Origin of the sequence: Winogradskyella thalassocola (assembly GCF_900099995.1) — a bacterium.
GTDB classification, from domain to species: domain Bacteria; phylum Bacteroidota; class Bacteroidia; order Flavobacteriales; family Flavobacteriaceae; genus Winogradskyella; species Winogradskyella thalassocola.
The window spans coordinates 928,923-949,474 of record NZ_FNCZ01000001.1 but is presented as its reverse complement, the minus strand read 5'-3'; the positions used below and the strand labels follow the sequence as shown (position 1 = coordinate 949,474).

Sequence of the window (20,552 nt, the reverse complement as noted above, 5' to 3'; positions counted from 1 at the left end):
TAAAAACGCATCTTACACTTTAGTAAGGTGCGTTTTCTTTTAAAATACCTATTGATTTTAAAATAGGCAGTTTAGATGGTTATTATTAAATTTGCGCCATTATTACAAGGAAAACAAGACAATGACATACAATTTCAACGACATAGAGAAAAAGTGGCAAGACTACTGGGCAAAAAACGAAACTTTTAAAGCCTCAAACAGCAGCGATAAACCAAAATATTACGTTTTGGATATGTTTCCTTATCCCTCTGGAGCAGGTTTGCATGTTGGTCACCCATTAGGTTATATTGCTAGTGATATCTATGCACGTTACAAACGTCATAAAGGTTTTAATGTTTTACATCCGCAAGGCTATGATTCTTTTGGATTACCTGCAGAACAGTATGCCATTCAAACCGGTCAGCATCCTGCAGTAACTGCGGAAGCGAATATAAAAACGTATCGTCGTCAGTTAGATCAAATTGGATTTTCTTTCGATTGGAGTCGTGAAGTGCGTACCTCTAATCCTGAATATTACAAATGGACCCAATGGATTTTTATTCAATTATTTGAGTCTTGGTACAATAACGATTCTAACAAGGCCGAGCATATTGATTCTTTAGTTGAAAAATTTGCTGCAGAAGGAAATGCAACGGTAAATGCTGCTTGTGATGATGATATTGCGACTTTCACTGCGGAAGACTGGAATAATTATTCCTCAGAGCAACAGCAAGACATCCTTTTAAAATACAGATTAACCTATTTAGCGGAAACGGAAGTGAACTGGTGTCCAGCATTAGGAACCGTTTTAGCTAACGACGAAATTGTAAATGGCGTTTCAGAACGTGGTGGTCATCCTGTAGTGCGTAAAAAAATGACCCAATGGTCTATGCGTATTTCGGCCTATGCAGAACGTTTACTACAAGGTTTAGATACCATTGATTGGACCGATGCGTTAAAAGATATTCAAAAAAACTGGATTGGAAAATCGGTTGGAGCAAGTGTGACTTTTAATGTGAATGGACATGACGAGGTGATAGACGTCTTCACCACAAGACCAGATACTATTTTTGGTGTGTCTTTTATGACTTTAGCGCCAGAACATGAATTAGTGTCAAAAATTACAACCGAAGCACAAAAAGAAGCCGTTGAAGCCTACATAGAAAAAACAGCGAAACGTAGCGAACGCGATCGTATGGCCGATGTAAAAACCATTTCTGGAGTCTTTACTGGTGCTTATGCAGAACATCCGTTTTCTAAAGAACCAATTCCAATCTGGATTGGCGATTACGTATTAGCAAGCTACGGAACAGGAGCTGTAATGGCAGTGCCTTGTGGTGATCAACGTGATTACGATTTTGCAAAACATTTTGATATTGAAATTCCAAATATATTTGAAGGTGCCGATATTTCTGAAGAAGCTTTTGCATCTAAAGACAATGTAAAAATTGCAAATAGTGATTTCCTAAACGGCATGAACTATAAAAAAGCCTCTAAACTCGCTATTTACCAATTAGAGCAATTAGGACAAGGAGAAGGCAAAACCAATTACCGTTTGCGTGATGCCGTTTTCTCTCGTCAACGTTATTGGGGAGAACCTTTCCCAGTGTACTACGTTAACGGCATGCCACAAATGATAGACAAAGCACATTTGCCTATTGTGTTGCCAGAAGTTGAAAAATATTTACCAACCGAAGAAGGCGAACCACCTTTAGGACGTGCAGACGTTTGGGCTTGGGACGTAAACCAATGTTCAGTGGTCAGCAATCAATTGATTGACCATAAAACCGTGTTTCCTTTAGAATTGAATACAATGCCAGGTTGGGCAGGTAGTTCTTGGTATTTCTTCCGTTATATGGAAGAGGCTGCCAATAGAGATGGTGTTTTTGCTAGCGAAGATGCATTGAAGTATTGGGAAAATGTAGATTTATATATTGGTGGTAGCGAACATGCTACAGGTCACCTACTCTACTCACGTTTTTGGGTGAAATTATTAAAAGATCGCGGTTTCGTCAATGTTGAAGAGCCTTTTAAAAAGTTGATTAACCAAGGAATGATTCTTGGGACTAGTGCTTTTGTTTATAGGGTAAAATTCAGTGTCAATCATGCTTTAAATTCCGCAGGAATAGCTACCAAAGAAGAGCAGCAAAAACATCTTGAAGAAATAAATAAAATTTTACCATCCTTATATATTTCAGAAGATTTAGTAAAAGAAAAATCTCTTTTTGAAGTTGATGAATATTTTAAAGAAAATTATTTAGATAAGTATGAAACTGAAGAAGTTTTAGAGAAAATCAAATCATACCAAAAAAATCACAATACAGCCGAGAAGGTTAATATTCATGTTGCAAACATTGATAAACTACACGTAAAAGTACAATATGTAAATGCTTCGGATGAGTTAGATATTGAAGGTTTAAAAACTGATGGAGAATTTGGTGAAGATTTTAAAGATGCTGAATTTATACGCGAAGGTGGAGTTTATAAAGTTGGTAGAGATGTTGAAAAAATGTCTAAATCTAAATACAATGTCGTCAATCCAGATAGTATTTGTGCCGATTACGGTGCAGACAGCCTAAGACTCTACGAAATGTTCTTAGGACCCTTAGAGCAATACAAACCTTGGAATACCGCTGGGATTACAGGAGTCCATAACTTCCTTAAAAAACTATGGAAATTATATGTAGATGATAATGGCTTAAAAGTCAATGACGCAGAACCAACAAAAGACAACTTAAAAACATTACATAAAACGATTAAAAAGGTTGAAGAAGACATTGAGAATTTCTCTTTCAATACGTCGGTTTCTACTTTTATGATTGCTGTAAATGAGTTAACAGCTCAGAAGTGTACAAGCAAAGACATTTTAGAACCTTTGTTGATTTTAATTTCTCCTTATGCTCCGCATATTGCTGAAGAATTATGGAGTCAATTAGGAAACAGCACATCTATTTCTACTGCAGCATTCCCAGAATTTGAGGCGAGTCATTTAGTAGAAAGCAGCAAAAAATATCCAATATCGTTTAATGGTAAAATGCGTTTTACTTTAGAATTACCAATGGATATGAGCAAAGACGATATTGAAAAAACCGTAATGGCTCACGAAAAAACCATAGCACAATTAGATGGCAGAACTCCAAAAAAAATAATTGTAGTGCCAGGTAAGATTGTAAATATTGTTGGGTAAACTTCTAAAACATATCATCATAACTTTGTTGCCAATTATATATTGGTCTCAAAGTTATCGTGACTCTGTTGCCAACTATGTAATTCGGGAAGTTAAATAAATTCTAATCCTATGTTTTTAGATCAACCCACACCTAAAAAGAAGCGCAAATCGCTTAAGGATTATTTTGATTTTCGTAATAATCAGGTCAATCAAGTTGGTTTAATTTTCTTTCTGGCATTTGTTTTAGCAACCACCTTAATTTATCAGTTTAACGAACGTTTCGATTCTGAAAGATGGCAATCTGAACCTTCCCTTCGGTCTCAAATGGTTGATGATGTTATGGATAGAGACCTATTTATTAATGATACAAAACAAGACGTTTTTGATCAATTAGGTAAACCTAATGATATGTATCCGGAAGAAACGGATTCTTATATTTATTATGTTGGTGAAAGAGCCAGTTTTGATAACGAAGGTCCTATGCAGCTCGTTTTGTTTTTTGAAAACAATAAGGTTGTTAAAATGGTTTTAGAGTCTAGAAGAGACTGATCCTCTTTTTAAATTTCTTTTTAAGATTGGTTCATTCGTCACCAATCTCTCTAAGCGAGGTATCCGTATCACTATTTATAAAAACCACATTCGTTCGATTATAATTTCCTGTAATTTTTTACGGATAACCCATAATCAAAACAGCACTTTATTCAAAAAATTTAAACATTATCCGAATATCATATTGCCCTCAAAGTCAACCCTATTTTTAAGAGTTTTCAAAATTAAAGCTTCATAATACTGATTTCATAAAAATAAAATCATCGTTATATTAAAATTTGCATAGCTAGTTTTTTTGATGGTACTTTCTTACGCTTATTAATCTCAAAATCTACAAAACCTATGAAATGAGCTTAATTAAAAAATTGAATCTAATCGATAATTTAATTAGCGAATTCCATTTGACAGATTTATTAAATTAAAAAAACAAATGAAAATCGGAGTCCCAAAGGAAATTAAAAACAATGAAAACAGAGTTGGTATGACACCTGCTGGCGTTTTCGAGCTAACAAAAAACAAACATACCGTATATGTTCAGAAAGATGCTGGTTTTGGTAGCGGATTTTCGGATTTAGATTATATAAATGCTGGAGCCATTGTGTTAGAAACTATAACCGATGTTTACACCTCTAGCGACATGATTGTAAAGGTAAAAGAACCAATTGAAGAAGAATATCCTTTAATACAATCGCATCATGTGGTATTTACCTATTTTCATTTTGCTTCTAGCGAACCTTTAACAAAAGCCATGTTAAAAAGCGAAGCCGTTTGTATTGCCTACGAAACGGTTGAAGATAAAGATGGCACACTTCCATTATTAACTCCAATGTCTGAGGTTGCCGGAAGAATGGCCATTCAGCAAGGAGCTAAATATTTAGAAAAACCGATTAAAGGTCGTGGAGTATTGTTAGGAGGAGTACCAGGTGTACCTCCAGGACGTGTCTTAGTTTTAGGTGCGGGTATCGTTGGTATTCAAGCGGCTAAAATGGCTGCTGGTTTAGGTGCCCATGTTACGGTTATGGACATCAATATGAAGCAACTGCGTTATGTAAACGACGTAATGCCTAGCCATGTGGTAACGGAGTTTTCAAGCGAGTACAATATTAGAAGACGTATCAAAGATCATGATTTAATTATTGGCGGTGTCTTAGTAAGAGGAGCAAAAGCACCTAAACTAATCACTAGAGATATGCTTAAAGACATGCGACCAGGCACTGTTTTGGTGGATGTTGCTGTAGACCAAGGTGGTTGTATGGAAACAACAAGAGCAACAACACACGAGGACCCAACATTTATTATTGATGATGTTGTACATTATTGTGTTGCTAATATGCCAGGAGCTGTGCCATACACATCAACTTTAGCTTTAACTAATGTAACGTTACCTTATGTGTTACGTTTAGCCAATCAAGGTTGGGAAACGGCATGTAAAAATGACGAAACTTTAGCAAAAGGATTAAATATTGTTAAAGGCAAAATCGTTTATGAAGAAATCGCTGAAGCCTTCAATTGGTCTGTTGATGCTATGTAAAGTTAGCCATTGTCATCTAAAATCCTGACAAAATTTCTTAACTCAAATTTGGCTCATTATTTGCAATTCATTTATTAAATTTACATGAATTAAAAATTTCAAATTATGAGTGGAATGATGGGATATTACATACTAATTGGTGCTATTGCTTTAGTAAGCTGGTTAGTGAGTAATCAACTTAAAAAAAAATTTGCTAAATACTCCAAAATACAATTACGAAATGGTTTATCTGGTAGAGAAATTGCAGAAAAAATGTTGGCAGATAATGGTATCACTGATGTAGAGGTTATTTCTACACCAGGACAATTAACAGATCATTACAATCCAAAAAATAAAACAGTAAACTTAAGCGAGTCTGTTTATAATCAAAGAAACGCTGCTTCGGCTGCTGTTGCTGCTCACGAATGTGGACACGCCGTACAACACGCACAAGCTTATAGTGCTTTAGGTATGCGTTCGGCATTAGTGCCAATTGTAAGTGTAACCTCAGGAATGTCGCAGTGGTTAGTTATTGGTGGTTTAATCTTAGGTGCTGCCGCAGGCATAGGTATTGGCTATTGGGTTGCTGTTGCTGGTTTAGTTTTTATGGGCTTTGCTACATTATTTAGCTTTATTACTTTACCTGTAGAATACGACGCAAGTAACAGAGCTTTAGCTTGGTTAAAAAATAAAAACATGCTAACACCAGATGAATATAAAGGTTCTGAAGATGCCTTAAAATGGGCTGCTAGAACGTATTTAGTTGCTGCTATTGGTGCATTAGCGTCTTTATTATACTGGGCACTACAAGTATTTGGTGGTAGAGATTAACCAAATAAAACAAATACATACAATTAAAGCTCTGAGTAATCGGAGCTTTTTTTTGTTTGAAATACTACTGAAAATACCTACATTAGTTAAACTAACCAATCTTTAAATCTAAAATGGACAATCAATTCCCGAGTCAAACCTCAGAAAAAATAGTAATAGGCAGCATTTCCGACGTTGAACGCGCTACATTTTATAAAAAAACATACGGACATGTTGCAGGAGGCGTACTTGTCTTTATACTTTTTGAATATCTTTTACTACAAAGTGACACCGTTGTAGAGTTTATGTTATCTATGACAGAAGGCTACAAATGGTTATTAGTGCTTGGTGGTTTTATGTTGGCCACTAGATATGCTGAAGGGCTAGCTATGAAAACTACTGATAAAAACACGCAATACATGGCGTATGGCATTTACATCTTTTTTCAAGCATTAATCTTTGTACCATTAATATATATGGCTGCTTATTATATGGAGTCTGGTCCAGAAATTCTAAACCAAGCGGCAATTGTTACTTTAGCATTGTTTACCGGCTTATCTGCCGTTGTATTAATGACCAAGTCTGATTTCTCATTTTTAAAAACAGGATTAACTATAGGCTTCTTTATAGCTATAGGTTTAATTATAGCTGGAACCCTATTTGGTTTTAGTTTAGGCTTATGGTTCTCAGTAGCGATGTGTTTATTAGCAGGAGGGTCAATTTTGTATCAAACCTCTAATTTGGTAAAAACGTATGGCGTTGATGATTATATTCCGGCTGCTCTAGGTTTGTTTGCTTCATTAATGTTATTATTCTGGTATATTTTAAGCATATTTATGTCTAGAGATTAATATCAAATTATATCAAAAAAGAAAACCCCAACTGAAAATTTCAGTTGGGGTTTTCTTTTAAATATTTTATTTTATCCTGTTTTTTGTTAAAAAAAACAAAATAAGGTTAATATACCATAGAAATACGTCAAATCTATTGTGCTCTAATGCGTATAAGCATCGTAAATTTGCACCTCGAAAAAAACGAGAAAACTAATATATTATGAAATTAAATAATCAAATCGCCGCAGAAAGCAAAGTAGGGACGAAAACAAAACAGTTTAGCAACGCAACTTCAATAGTTTGGAATACAAAAAGACGTTACAAATAAATATAGATCTATTTTAAAAACAAAAAGCCCAACTGAAATTTTCAGTTGGGCTTTTTTAATAGATATTATTTAATTTTGTCACCATTCTTATCGAAAAAATGGTATTCAAGATATGTGTAAGCATCTCTAGGTAAAACTTTTACCCATTTTTTGTGTTCAATAAACCACTTTGAACGTACTGATGGAAACCCTTTGGTTAAAAAGGCTGCTATAAAAGGGTGTGTATTAAGAATCACCTTTTTATGGTCTTTTTTGAAAATACGCTGAAGGTCTTGATTAATACGTTCCACCACTTTAATTGGTGCTTCGATTTCATCTCCTCCTACTAAATTAGGATTTTCTTCTTTCGTTTTAATATTGCGTTCTGGCCTAACGCGCTGTCTGGTTATCTGAACTAATCCAAACTTACTCGGCGGCAATATTTTATGCTTTGCTTTATCATCTTTCATCTCATCTCTAAGATAATTATAAAGCTTTTTTCTATTCTCTGCTTTACCCATATCAATAAAATCGATAACGATAATGCCTCCCATATCTCGCAAACGCAATTGTCTGGCAATTTCTTGGGCGGAGATCATGTTGACTTCTAAGGCTGTGTCTTCTTGGTTAGTTTCTTTATTAGATCGGTTACCACTGTTAACATCTACAACATGTAGTGCTTCAGTATGTTCTATTACCAAGTAAGCGCCTTTAGCCATAGAAACTGTTCTACCAAATGATGTTTTAATTTGACGTTCTATGCCAAATTTTTCGAAAATCGGTACACCATTTTTGTAGTACTTTACTATAGATTCTTTTTTCGGTGCAATTTGTTGCACGTAATCTTTTACTTGTACATACATTTCTTCATCATCTACAACAATACCAGAGAACGAATCATTAAAAATATCTCTCAAAATTGAGGATGCTTTATTCATTTCTCCCAATACTTTAGTTGGGTGATGTGCTTTGTACATTTTTTTACACATTGCTGTCCATCGATCCAGCAAATTCTGTAAATCACTATCTAGCTCGGCAACTTTTTTGCCTTCTGCTACAGTACGAATAATAACTCCAAACCCTTTAGGTGTAATACTCTTTACGAGTCTTTTTAGACGGTCTTTCTCTTCTTGCGATTCAATTTTTTGTGAAATTGAAATACGATTAGAAAACGGTACCAAGACAATGTATCTTCCGGCAATAGACAATTCTGAACTAATGCGCGGTCCCTTTGTAGAGATTGGTTCTTTTACTACTTGTACTAATATGGATTGATTAGATTTTATGGCATTCGCAATGCTGCCATTTTTATCTAAATCTTTTTCCATAGGAAAGTCTTTAAGGGTGTAATCCCTTAATTTCCCTGTGCTTACACGCTTAATGAATTTTAAAAGTGAAGGCATTTGCGGTCCTAGATCATGATAGTGTAAAAAACCATCTTTCTCGTAGCCAACGTTAACAAACGCGGCGTTTAGACCAGGAATAACTTTACGGATTTTGGCAATAAAAATATCGCCTACCGCAAAGTTGTTATCCTCTTCGTCTTTGTGTAATTCAATAAGTTTTCCATCTTTTAATAAGGCAAAATCAACAATATCTGAACTCGATCTTACGATTAATTCCTTGTTCATAATGTTAATTTATATCTAGCTCTTCATTGAGTTAGATGGATTTTACTAAATTATTTGACACAGGATGTAATATCCAACAAATCATAGGTACTCTATTAAATACCACCGATTCTATATCAAAGAACGTTTCTTTAAAACTGAAAAAAGTAGTTCTAAAACTACTTTTAACAATTTATTTTTTCTTGTGACGATTAGCGCGTCTACGTTTCTTACGCTTGTGCGTCGCTACCTTGTGTCTTTTTCTTTTTTTACCACTTGGCATAATAAATAATGCTTTTTAAATTAATATTTTGTTTAAATGCTTTCTTAGTTAACCTCAACATTAGATTTAACTCCTTCTAAAAATACTTTAGCAGGCTTAAATGCTGGAATGTTGTGTGCAGGAATTTTTATTGTAGTATTTTTTGAAATATTACGACCTGTTTTTTCAGCTCTTGTTTTAATAATGAAACTTCCGAAACCTCTTAAATATACGTTATCTCCGCTCTCTAAAGATGTTTTTACTTCTTCCATAAAGGTTTCAACTGTAGCTTGTACATCACCTTTTTCTATACCTAATTTATCAGATATTTTCGCTACTAAATCAGCTTTTGTCATTTTTTACTAGTTTTAGGGTTACTATAAATTCTAAGGGATGCAAATATAGGTAATTTAATTTCAATAGTTCAAACGTAATTAATTAAAATTTAACACAATAAACATTTAATTTTGCTTTTCATTAAAAACACGAAATGGATTTCAACAGCAAACTAATCAACTGGTACTCAATTAAAAAGAGAGAATTACCTTGGAGAGAAACCCGTAATCCATATTACATTTGGCTATCCGAAATAATTTTACAACAAACCCAAGTTAAGCAAGGATTACCATATTATGACGCATTTGTTACTCAATATCCGACAATTTTTGATCTTGCGAACGCCTCAGAAACGTCAATTTTAAAATTATGGCAAGGCTTAGGTTATTATTCTAGAGCTCGAAATCTTCATTTTACAGCAAAACATATTGTTAATGAATTGGATGGCGAATTTCCAGATAATTATAAAGACTTATTAAAACTAAAAGGAGTTGGGGATTATACCGCAAGCGCCATTGCATCGATTGCTTTTAACGAAGTTGCAGCCGTAGTAGATGGTAATGTGTATCGTGTACTATCGCGATACTTTGGAATAGACACTCCCATAAACTCATCTCTAGGGATAAAAGAATTCAAATTATTAGCCTCAACCTTAATAGACCACAAGCAACCTGCAACCTACAACCAAGCTATTATGGAGTTTGGTGCAATACAGTGCAAACCCAAAAATCCAGATTGTTCTGCTTGCCCTTTACAAGACAGCTGTGTTGCTTTAAAAAACCAAACGATTGATGTGCTTCCTGTAAAATTGAAGAAAACAAAGGTTACCGTTAAATACTTCAACTTTTTAGTATTTATGGATCACCATAAAAAGACACTTTTTGAAAAACGTATCGAAAAAGGGATATGGCAACATCTTTATCAATTTCCTTTAATAGAATCTGAAAAAAGTTTGACAGCAGAAGAGTTTCACCTTTTAAATTTTAAAGACACCGTATTAAAGATTGAACACTTAGATTATTCCTTATACAATGAAGTAGATATTGTGCATAAACTATCTCATCAGCACTTACACACAAAATTCTGGATTATTGATGTGGAATCACTTCCAAAAGAAGCCATTTCAATTAAATCCCTTACAAAATATCCATCTCCTGTGCTTATAAGTGAGTTTATAGATCATTTCAGTTTTTAGAACCTTAAAGAAATCACATTTTTTTACTACTTTTAAACTAGTGATTACGCAATTGAGTAACTTTACAACTTATTAAAACTTAATTATTATGTCTGGAACCTTAAATAAAGTAATGCTAATTGGAAACTTAGGAGACGAAGTAAAAATGCATTATTTTGATGATAAAAATTGTGTTGGTCGTTTTCCTATAGCAACAAGTGAGACTTATATAAGTAAGCAAACCAATGAACGTGTCTCTAATACAGAATGGCATAACATTGTGGTTAGGAATAAGGCTGCCGAAATTTGCGAAAAATATCTTACAAAAGGTGATAAAATCTATATTGAAGGTCGCATAAAAACCAGAAAATGGACTGATGATAAAGGTATGGAGCGCTATTCTACAGAAATTCAGTGTGATGAATTTACGTTTTTAACACCGAAAACAGATCAGCAACAGCCTAAAAAGACTAGCACACCAAATACTAATTCTCAATCACAACCGTCTGCACCTACCAATGCAGAACCAGAAGGTGATGATGATTTGCCATTTTAACCATTTAATATAACTTTATCTTGGACCCAGAACCCACGGTTTTAATTTCCTCTTTTTTAATTATTAATACTTCCTTTATAACAAGTATTATCGTACTCGTCGTTTTACTGTTATGTTCTGCGTTAATTTCAGGAGCTGAAGTTGCTTTATTTTCACTTACCAAATCTAATTTAGATGAAGGTTTAGAAAACAAATCTCCTGCCATGGAGATTATTGCGTCACTTTTAGAACGTCCAAAAAAATTATTGGCAACGATATTAGTCGCTAATAACTTTATAAATATTGCTATTGTTTTGTTGTTTGCTTCAATTAGTGATGCTGTTTTTGATGGTATTAAGTACTCCATAAATTTTCACTTTTTTGAGATTGAACTCGCATTCTTTGTTAAAGTAATTGTAGCGACATTTTTGATCTTACTTTTTGGAGAAATTATACCCAAAATATATGCCAGTAGGAATTCCGTTAAGTTCTCTTCCTTTATGGCAAAACCATTAAAAGTGCTAGACTTTGTATTTTCACCTTTAAGTTTACCAATGCGTTATGTAACGATTCAAATTCACAATAAATTTGGAAAACAGCGCTCTAATCTTAGTGTAGACCAATTATCGCAAGCCTTAGAATTAACTAATGATGAAGACACTACTAAAGAGGAGCAAAAATTATTAAAAGGTATCGTCTCTTTTGGGAATACAGACACTAAACAGGTGATGCGGCCACGTATGGATTTGTTTGCTTTGAGCATAAACACTCCGTACGACACCATTATTACGCAAATTATTGACAATGGTTACTCTAGAATTCCTATTTACGAAGAAAGTATAGATACTATAAAAGGAGTCTTATATGTAAAGGATCTATTACCGCATTTAAACAAGAAAACATTCGACTGGACTACTATTTTACGTGAACCTTTCTTTGTGCCAGAAAACAAAAAACTAGATGACTTAATGGTAGAATTTCAAACCAAAAAAGTACACCTTGCTGTTGTGGTTGATGAATATGGAGGCACATCTGGATTGGTATCTCTTGAGGATATTATTGAAGAAATTGTTGGAGATATTAGTGATGAATACGATGACGACGATTTAATTTATACCAAACTCAACAACAACAATTATAGTTTTGAAGGCAAGACACCTTTAAAAGACGTGTATAAAATAGTTGGTATTGAAGAGGATGCAGAATATTTTGAAGCCAAAAAAGGAGATGCAGAAACCCTTGCTGGATTTGTATTAGAGATTTCAGGTGGTTTTCCAAGAATAGGAAGTAAAATAAATTTCAAAAATTACGTTTTTACAGTAGAAGCATTAGAGCGTAAGCGTATTAAACAAATAAAACTCACTTTATTAGACGCACAAGTGTAATCTATGTGTTAAACAGATCGTTACTCAACAGATTGGTTAATACCCTAAGCTATGTGCGCCTTATAAAAGCAATAAATAAAAACATATGAAACGAATTGTTTTACCCATATTAAGCGTATTAATGTTAGGCTGCGGAGATGATACACTACCGAAGCCAAAGGGTTATTTGAGACTCGAATATCCTAACGCGGTTTATGAAAAAGCTATTGTTCCTTTGCCTTTTTCTTTTGAAAAAAACAAATTAGCAGATCCTATTAAAACGGTAAAAACTTCGGGTAATATTAATGGTATAGATATTAAATATTCGTCTTTAAAAGCCACCATTTATCTCACCTATAAAGACGTTAAAAATGGCAATATTGATAGTTTGCTAAGAGATGCTCAAAACCTCACGCAAAAGCACGCTATAAAAGCTGATGAAATCTCTCATAAGTTATTTGAGAACAAAGAAGCAAATGTATATGGTATGTTATATGAAATTGGAGGAAACGCTGCATCACAATCTCAGTTTTACGTTACTGATAGCACACATCACTTTTTAAGTGGTTCGCTATACTTCTATGCCAAACCTAATTATGATTCTATTTATCCGGCTTCAGAATACCTAAAAAAGGATATTACACGTATTATGGAAACGGTACGTTGGAAGGAGTAAGATTATTATAAACATTTTAAACAAAAAAAATGCCTATCGAAATTTCGATAGGCATTTTTAATATTTAAGAAATTAAGTTACCGTTAGTTTTGGTAAACCCATTCTCCTCCCATTTTTATAACAGCGAAGTCTTCTGTTGTATTACTACCGTTATAAACCTCAACAGTAATAACATACTTTTGTTCTTCTGCAGCAGAAGGAACATTGATATCTAAGACTACATTTATAGCCTCAAGTACCATTGCATTAGTCCATTCAGCAGAATTACCTGCTCTTCTATCCATATTTCCATAATTAGACATACTAGATGTAGCATTTGGATAAATATCACCTAATGCCGTTGCTACCGCAGCGTAATCAGCAGGACCAAATGTATATCTAATAGTATTATCAGGAACCCATAAACCATTATCATATCCAAACTGAAGTGTTGTAGATATTGTTGACTCATGTCCTACAAATTCACCACCAGATACAGTATAAAAATTACCTCTTCTTTGCGCTCCACTAGAACTTGAAAAGTAATCATAAACAATCACCAATTCTTCATCTTCCTGAGCGTAAGGGAAGTTTAAGTTTAAAAATGTTGGTAAATAGTTATCAGGAGATAATGAACTACTAAAGTTATTATACTGTCCTGGCTGACCAGAACCTTCTCCCATTGAATCGTAATCATCAGAGCTTAAGTAATAAACACCTTCTACAGCTTCCCAAGAACCACCAGAGTACATAAAATATTCTCCTTTAAAATTTCTATCACCTGTAGCTCCAACTGTTTTAATTGCTAAACTTTGAATTCTCCATCTTGAAGCATCACCTTCATCAACGTCTGGAGTAGATTCATCATCACCTATAGAAGTATATTTAAACGCGATATTGATAGTTTCACCATCATAAGCAGAAAAATCGTAATCTTCTGAAGGAGCCATATCTTCTGTAGCAGGCATTGCTAAAGTAATTTCATCCCAAGTTGCAGTAAAAACATCATCAGTATAATCTGTTGACACTAAAATTTTAACTAATGATGCATCAATAGCAAAATCAAGTTCTTGAGTAATTTGAAATTTAAGATCACTCTCATCAGTTAAATCAATTGAAGGCGATACTAACCATTCTGCATTTGTTTCTTGATCTCCAAAATAACCGTTACCTCTTACGTTACCAGTTTCTGAAGTCCATACTTCATCTGCTCCATATTCTTCAACAGCACTCCATCCTTCAAAACTTCCAGCAAAATTATAAGATACTAAATCTGCTAATCCAACTACAGGTACTTCTGTATAATGGGCATATTTTGCTAAAACTACTTGTCCCTCAGTAGGAGCAGCTATTTGAGCATCTAAAATCGCAGGAATTTCATCTGTTGCATTAACATCTGGATAAAAACCAAAAGCGTCACTACCCGTAGTTGCATAATCAGAATTTGTGAAGTTATAAACATCTGAACTTGTAAAATCACTAACTCCTTCCGCACTACCTACGTATAATTGGTATCCAACTAATACCGAAGATCCTTGTCCCCAAAACGGATATTTGTCGGCTAAAAAACCTGGCAACATTGTTTTAGCATCTTCTTCTGAGCTAAAGCTACCAAATCCTAATTCTAAATCTGCATAATCATCTGCAGTTAAAGTGTAAGATTCAGATCCTACAATTGGGTCTGCTGACGTGTCTAAATCTCCGTAAATGTCATCCATTGGGTTACAACCTACAAAGGTTACACCCAAAATTGCTAAACAATAAAATATTCTTTTCATATTCAATTTTTTTTAAAAATTAACTTTTAATCCTACACTGTATGTTCTACCAGGACCAAAATAAACTTGAGCTGCTGATGCCGTACCATTTAAATCATTAGCATCTGAAACATACTCAGTATTAAAAACGTTATTCACTTTACCTATTAATGTCGTTTCAAATGTTCCGATATTAAAAGTATGTCTTAAACCAACATCAAATAAACCAAAATCAGGAAGTTCCCAAACATCTGGTAAATCACTACTTCCTCTATTTGTAACATCGTAAGATGAATAGTTGTCACCTGCAAAGTTATAATCTACATAGATATTAGATTTAGACGCTAATTTATAATCTACACCTACTGCAAATGTTGTTTGAGCAACATCACCTACTTTTAAATCTTCTGCATAAACTTCAACAACATCTATAACATCACCAGATTGATCTCTAATTTCTGATGACACGTTACTTTTCCACTGCCAATCTCCTAACGATACCATACCTGTTACCGTTACTTTATCAGTAGCTTTATATCTTAAATCAATTTCAACACCTTGGTGTAATGCATCTATACCTTGCAAGTTGTAGAAAAATAGACTTTCACCAGTACCAAGTGAACCACCTAATGACTTATCTAACCATTGTGTATAATATATGTTAACGTTAGCACTTAATTTCTCGCCACGGAAACCGTATCCAAGTTCTGCACTAAATACCTTTTCATTAACCGCATCTTCATTAGGAATGATTCCATCTTCATCTAAAAATACATCATCTAAAAATGGTGCTTTAGAAAAATAACCAACATTTACAAACACATTGTTGTTCATGTCTAAGTTATAGTTACCACCACCTTTAATACCGTATCCTGTAAAGTTTACAACTTCAGACTCTCTGCTACCTACAATGGTATTATTCATGTATTCTCTCTGCTTGTAGTTACTGTTTGAAACATCACCTGCTACAAATACGTTTACTGACTCATTAATTTGGTATTCTGCTTGTCCAAAAAGTCCGTATCTTGTTACAACACCATCATAATCCTTGTTGTATTTATCACCAACTTGTAACGGTTTACCAAAAGCATAAGTATCAGTTTCATTATCTAAGAAAAATTCACCTCCTAATAAATCATCCACTTGGTACCAGTGTGATCCAACATAAGAACGACCATCAAAACCAGCAGATATTGTTAATTTATCGTTGATTCTGTTTTTATAACTAGATAAGATTCCATACCATTCATGAGAGTTTCTAGAAGAAGAAATAATATCTGTAGAACCATTTACTCCACTAGCACGGTTTTCTGCAATAACTTTATCAAAATCAATAGGTGTTAAGCCCGTTGATCCAATTCTATAATCATCAGAACCAATTTTAGAACCTTCATCTCTACGTCCACCACCAGAACCAAACGATGCATATACTGCTGTTGATAATGAAGAAGCATCATTTATATTCCATAAATGATTAATAGACATTTGAGGTTTGTGGTAGAAATTATAAGATTGATGATATACTTCACCATTTTTATAACCCCAATCTTTATTTGCTTTCTGTGGACCAGAATCTGTATCCTTTAATTCAGCAATTGTAGAACGGTTGAAACGTTGACCGTGTTCTTGTTGTGCTCCAAAAGCCGTAAATGACAATCTGTGTGCGTCATTTATTTGTTGAGATAAACTTAAAAAGTAATTGTATCCTGAAAACTCAGTTCCATCAACATATCCATCACCATCAATTTTTGCTGCACTAACTGTTGCTGCAAAACCACTATCACTTAATCCAGTAGAATACGTCATACCGTATTTTAAATACCCATCATTAGCAATACTAGTACCAAAGCTACCACCTTGTTCTGCATCAGTTGTTTTTGTAATAATGTTAATTGTTCCACCAACAGAAGCAACAGCTACTTTAGAAGCACCTAAACCTCTTTGAACTTGCATCGTAGATGTTACATCTCCTAAACCTGCCCAGTTACTCCAATATACAGCTCCGTTTTCCATATCGTTTACCGGAACACCATTAATCATTACCGCTACGTTTTCAGAATTAAATCCTCTAAGGTTAATTCTACTATCTCCATAACCACCACCTTGTCTTGTTACATAAACACCAGGTGTAGATTTTAAAATTTCAGGAAATTCTTGAGTACCCAACTTAATAGCAATTTCTTCAGCCTTAATAGTTGAAACAGCAACTGGTGTTTTTCTATCGACAGCGACAGAAGCTACAAGTAAAATTTCATCTAAGCCAACGTTACTAGACATTAACGTGATTGTACCTAAATCCGTGTCTCCGTTAAATGCAATAGTTTGAGAAACATAACCGACATAAGAAATAACAACTTCACCTGAACTCGAATTAGAGTTAAAAGTAAAAGTACCTTCGAAATCTGTAGTTGTCCCATTGGTCGTTCCCTTCTCAATAATATTAGCACCAGGAAGCGCAGAGTTCATGTCACTATCAATAATTTTACCCGTGATAGTGCTTTGGGCATATGCAATTGTTGTTAAACTAGTTAGAACAACGATACATAAAAAAAGACTAAATTTTTTCATATAAAATTTCAGTTAATTGGTTTTTTATCAGCGCAAAATTACGCAATACAATAGCTAAAACATTAAGTTAATGTTAACAATTAAGCCACGCGAATATAAATATAGATTTCATAAGTTTTATGCGTGCATAACTATATTTATGAAAACTTTTTAACAATTTTTAACAGTTTTCCTTAAAATATGCCAATAAATTTTGCGTAGACGCATCATGTACGGCATTTACATCGTCCTTTTCAAGCTCTTCTAAAATAGATTTTGCCAATTGTTTCCCAAGCTCAACACCGAACTGATCGTAGCTATAAATATTCCAAATGATACCTTGCACAAAAATTTTGTGCTCGTACATTGCTATAAGCTTACCTAAACTTTCTGGTGTTAATTTTTGAATTAAAAGTGACGTTGTAGGTTTGTTACCTTCAAATACCTTAAAAGGTAAAAGTTGAGCTATCTCATCTTCTGAAAGCGATTGTGCTTTTAATTCTGATAAAACATCTGCTTCCGTTTTACCATTCATTAATGCCTCCGTTTGAGCGAAGTAGTTAGACATTAATTTATTATGATGGTCTTTATTACCATACAAAGATTCAACATATCCAATAAAATCTGTAGGAATAAGCTTTGTACCTTGATGAATTAATTGAAAAAAGGCATGTTGTGAATTGGTTCCTGGTTCTCCCCAAATTAACGTTCCGGTTTGGTAGTTGACTTTATTGCCATTTCTATCTACACTTTTACCATTACTTTCCATGATACCTTGTTGAAGGTAAGTTGCAAACTGGTTTAAATATTGTGTATATGGAATTATCGCTTCACTTTCAGCCTTAAAAAAGTTATTGTACCAAACGGTTAGCAAAGCTGAAATTACTGGAATGTTTTCACTAAAATCAGCAGTTCTAAAATGCTCATCCATTTTATGCGCTCCATCTAAAAGACTTTCAAAATGTTTGTAGCCTAAAGCTAAACTTATAGACAATCCAACAGCGCTCCACAAAGAGAAACGACCACCAACCCAATCTTTCATCGGAAAGATATTCGCTTCATCTATACCGAAATTTTTTACACTTTCAATATTAGTTGAGACTGCTACAAAATGCTTAGAAACTGCCTCTTTGGGTTGCGATTCTAAAAACCATGCTCTAATTGAATTCGCATTAGATAAGGTTTCTTGAGTGGTAAATGTTTTAGAAACAATAACGAATAACGTTGTTTCTGGATTTAAGTTTTTAATCACTTCTTGATAGTGATCACCATCTACATTACTCACAAAATGAGTCGTTAATTGGTTTTTATAATACTGAAGTGAATCTACAATCATTGCAGGTCCAAGATCGGAGCCTCCAATACCAATATTTACGACATCTGTAATTGCTTTACCAGAAAATCCTTTATGATCTCCACTAACTACTGAATTCGTAAAGTTTTCAATTTTTTTCTTAACCTCGTGTATTTCAGGAATCACATTTTCACCATCCACTAAAACCACTGCGTCTTTTGGTGCTCTTAAGGCTGTATGTAAAACCGCTCTGCCTTCGGTTGCATTAATGATATCACCTTCAAAATATTTTGAAATCGCATCTTTTAAGTCTTGCTCGTTTGCTAATTCAACTAATAAATCAACCGTTTCTGTTGTGATTCTATTTTTTGAAAAATCGACATAAAAATCATCCCATTGAACCGTTAGGTTGTTAGCTCTTTCTGCATCCGTATCAAATAACGCTTTTAAATGCTGAGATTTAATGGTTTCAAAATGTGCTTGTAATTTTTTCCACGAGTTTGTGGTAGTAGGGTTGGTTGCTTTTAATGCCATTACTGTATATCTATATTTAAATCTTCAGTTATTGTGTTTTCAGGCTGAATAGGATCTGCTTCTAAGAAAAAGATATTATCTAATCGCTGCTTAATTGGTTTAATATGATCTAAATATTTAACCTTTAAACTATCTGAAATTGGTTTTGCTTCGGGTAGCTTTTGTTTAAATGGATCTACTTGTTGTCCGTTTTTCCAAAAACGATAACAAACATGTGGCCCACCTGTGTTTCCTGTCATTCCTACTTTACCAATAATATCTCCTTGTTTAACAAACTCACCTTTTTCAACTAAGCGTTTACTCATATGCAAGTACTGTGTAGAATAAGTATCGTTATGCCTAATTTTTACATATTTACCATTACCACCACGTCTTGTAGATTCTACAACAGTTCCGCTGGCAGTTGCCATAATTGGCGTTCCAATTGGAGCTGCAAAATCTGTTCCTTTGTGAGGTCTTACTTTATAGCCATAAACAGCAATGCGTCGTTTTAGATTATATCGCGACGATATTCGACTAAACTGAACCGGAGCTTTTAAAAATGCACGTCGTAAGTTTTTTGCATCTTCATTAAAATAATCTACTATGCCCTTAATTGAATCGGTTTCGAACTGAAACGCATATAGCGAATCACCATTGTGTTCAAAATAAGCGGCTTTTACATTTTGGATTCCAGCATATATAGTATCATCTATATATTTATCGGTATAAATAACTTTAAAACGATCTCCTTTTTGAAGTCGTCTAAAATCTATGGTCCATGCATAAATTTCATCAGCCATTTTATAAGCTAACCTTTGACTTAAGCCTTTTTCCTCAAGCGTCTTAGAAATACTACTCTCTATAATACCTGTTGCTGTTTTTTCAACATACGTAATAGGCTTTTTACTAGTGTACGCATGAATAGAATCTTTTAAACCAATAACAACATATTCCTCCTGATTAGGCTGATATATGAATGTACTTGGACTTGGCAGACTATCTTTTTCAGATTCTTTTGAATATAATAAGGTAAACGGACGTCCTGGATGCAGTTTCCTAATATCAAACGTGTCTTTAGTCGCTTCTGCAATTTGAAAAATATTAGGATATCCAATATTATTTCGCTGCATAATTTCGCCAAAACTATCTCCTCGCTGGATAGTGTCTCGTTTTACGATGTAATTGTTGATATCGAAACCAAACTCAAGAATTTTTTCTTCTTCTACAATTTCGGCTTCTTCTTTTTCGTAATCAATTTCGGCTGTGTTATCCTCTTTACAAGCATATAAACTTACTGCAATTACAGCAATTGTTATTAATCGTTTTAACTGCATTAATTAAGCTA

General features: G+C 34.0%; 15 protein-coding genes. 9 read left to right on the top strand and 6 right to left on the bottom strand.

All coding sequences use genetic code 11. From position 1 onward, the window contains the following. The first annotated feature begins 121 nt into the window (after window positions 1-121). The 5 genes from BLT80_RS03975 (at window position 122) to BLT80_RS03955 (ending at window position 6,868) form a co-directional block, all read left to right on the top strand. Complete coding sequence (locus BLT80_RS03975) at window positions 122-3,166, top strand: leucine--tRNA ligase (protein ID WP_092466277.1); 3,045 nt, start codon at window positions 122-124, stop codon at window positions 3,164-3,166. A 111-nt stretch (window positions 3,167-3,277) separates the two neighbouring features. After that, window positions 3,278-3,697 carry a hypothetical protein gene (locus BLT80_RS03970; protein ID WP_092466276.1) on the top strand — a complete coding sequence of 140 codons (420 nt, stop codon included), beginning with the start codon at window positions 3,278-3,280 and terminating at the stop codon, window positions 3,695-3,697. A gap of 430 nt (window positions 3,698-4,127) precedes the next feature. Next, the gene (gene ald / locus BLT80_RS03965) at window positions 4,128-5,228 is read left to right on the top strand and encodes an alanine dehydrogenase (protein WP_092466275.1); all 1,101 of its coding nucleotides are present in this window, start codon (window positions 4,128-4,130) and stop codon (window positions 5,226-5,228) included. A gap of 114 nt (window positions 5,229-5,342) precedes the next feature. Then, on the top strand, window positions 5,343-6,038 hold the full coding sequence (locus tag BLT80_RS03960; RefSeq protein WP_092466876.1) for a zinc metallopeptidase: 696 nt from the start codon (window positions 5,343-5,345) through the stop codon (window positions 6,036-6,038). A 113-nt stretch (window positions 6,039-6,151) separates the two neighbouring features. Next, window positions 6,152-6,868, top strand: a complete 717-nt coding sequence (locus BLT80_RS03955; RefSeq protein WP_092466274.1) for a Bax inhibitor-1/YccA family protein — start codon at window positions 6,152-6,154, stop codon at window positions 6,866-6,868. A gap of 375 nt (window positions 6,869-7,243) precedes the next feature. Here the strand turns inward: BLT80_RS03955 and BLT80_RS03950 are convergent, their stop codons facing one another. Both BLT80_RS03950 and BLT80_RS03945 read right to left on the bottom strand, forming a co-directional pair. Beyond that, window positions 7,244-8,788: an Rne/Rng family ribonuclease gene (locus tag BLT80_RS03950; RefSeq protein ID WP_092466273.1), complete on the bottom strand. Its 1,545-nt coding sequence runs from the start codon at window positions 8,786-8,788 to the stop codon at window positions 7,244-7,246. A 306-nt stretch (window positions 8,789-9,094) separates the two neighbouring features. Continuing rightward, a complete protein-coding gene (locus tag BLT80_RS03945) occupies window positions 9,095-9,385 on the bottom strand; it encodes an HU family DNA-binding protein (RefSeq protein ID WP_008270198.1) in 291 nt (96 codons plus the stop codon). Between the two features lie 134 nt (window positions 9,386-9,519). Between BLT80_RS03945 and mutY the strand changes: the two genes are divergently transcribed. From mutY to gldD, 4 genes are all read left to right on the top strand, one after another. Then, window positions 9,520-10,560, top strand: a complete 1,041-nt coding sequence (gene mutY / locus BLT80_RS03940) for an A/G-specific adenine glycosylase (RefSeq protein ID WP_092466272.1) — start codon at window positions 9,520-9,522, stop codon at window positions 10,558-10,560. 88 nt (window positions 10,561-10,648) lie between these two features. Next, window positions 10,649-11,095, top strand: coding sequence for a single-stranded DNA-binding protein (locus BLT80_RS03935; RefSeq protein WP_092466271.1), 447 nt, complete (start codon window positions 10,649-10,651; stop codon window positions 11,093-11,095). Window positions 11,096-11,115: 20 nt separating this feature from the next. After that, on the top strand, window positions 11,116-12,459 hold the full coding sequence (locus tag BLT80_RS03930; protein ID WP_092466270.1) for a gliding motility-associated protein GldE: 1,344 nt from the start codon (window positions 11,116-11,118) through the stop codon (window positions 12,457-12,459). A gap of 85 nt (window positions 12,460-12,544) precedes the next feature. Then, window positions 12,545-13,114 (top strand): gliding motility lipoprotein GldD, encoded by a 570-nt coding sequence (gldD, locus tag BLT80_RS03925; protein ID WP_092466269.1) that lies wholly within the window; start codon window positions 12,545-12,547, stop codon window positions 13,112-13,114. Window positions 13,115-13,197: 83 nt separating this feature from the next. Here the strand turns inward: gldD and BLT80_RS03920 are convergent, their stop codons facing one another. The 4 genes from BLT80_RS03920 to BLT80_RS03905 all read right to left on the bottom strand — a co-directional run bounded on the left by BLT80_RS03920 (window position 13,198) and on the right by BLT80_RS03905 (window position 20,541). After that, complete coding sequence (locus tag BLT80_RS03920) at window positions 13,198-14,871, bottom strand: choice-of-anchor J domain-containing protein (RefSeq protein WP_092466268.1); 1,674 nt, start codon at window positions 14,869-14,871, stop codon at window positions 13,198-13,200. 12 nt (window positions 14,872-14,883) lie between these two features. After that, a complete protein-coding gene (locus BLT80_RS03915; RefSeq protein ID WP_092466267.1) occupies window positions 14,884-17,418 on the bottom strand; it encodes a TonB-dependent receptor in 2,535 nt (844 codons plus the stop codon). 160 nt (window positions 17,419-17,578) lie between these two features. Then, window positions 17,579-19,225, bottom strand: coding sequence for a glucose-6-phosphate isomerase (pgi, locus tag BLT80_RS03910; RefSeq protein ID WP_092466266.1), 1,647 nt, complete (start codon window positions 19,223-19,225; stop codon window positions 17,579-17,581). Further along, window positions 19,225-20,541, bottom strand: a complete 1,317-nt coding sequence (locus tag BLT80_RS03905) for a peptidoglycan DD-metalloendopeptidase family protein (RefSeq protein WP_092466265.1) — start codon at window positions 20,539-20,541, stop codon at window positions 19,225-19,227. The genes pgi and BLT80_RS03905 overlap by 1 nt, the downstream gene beginning before the upstream one ends. Window positions 20,542-20,552 lie beyond the last annotated feature (11 nt).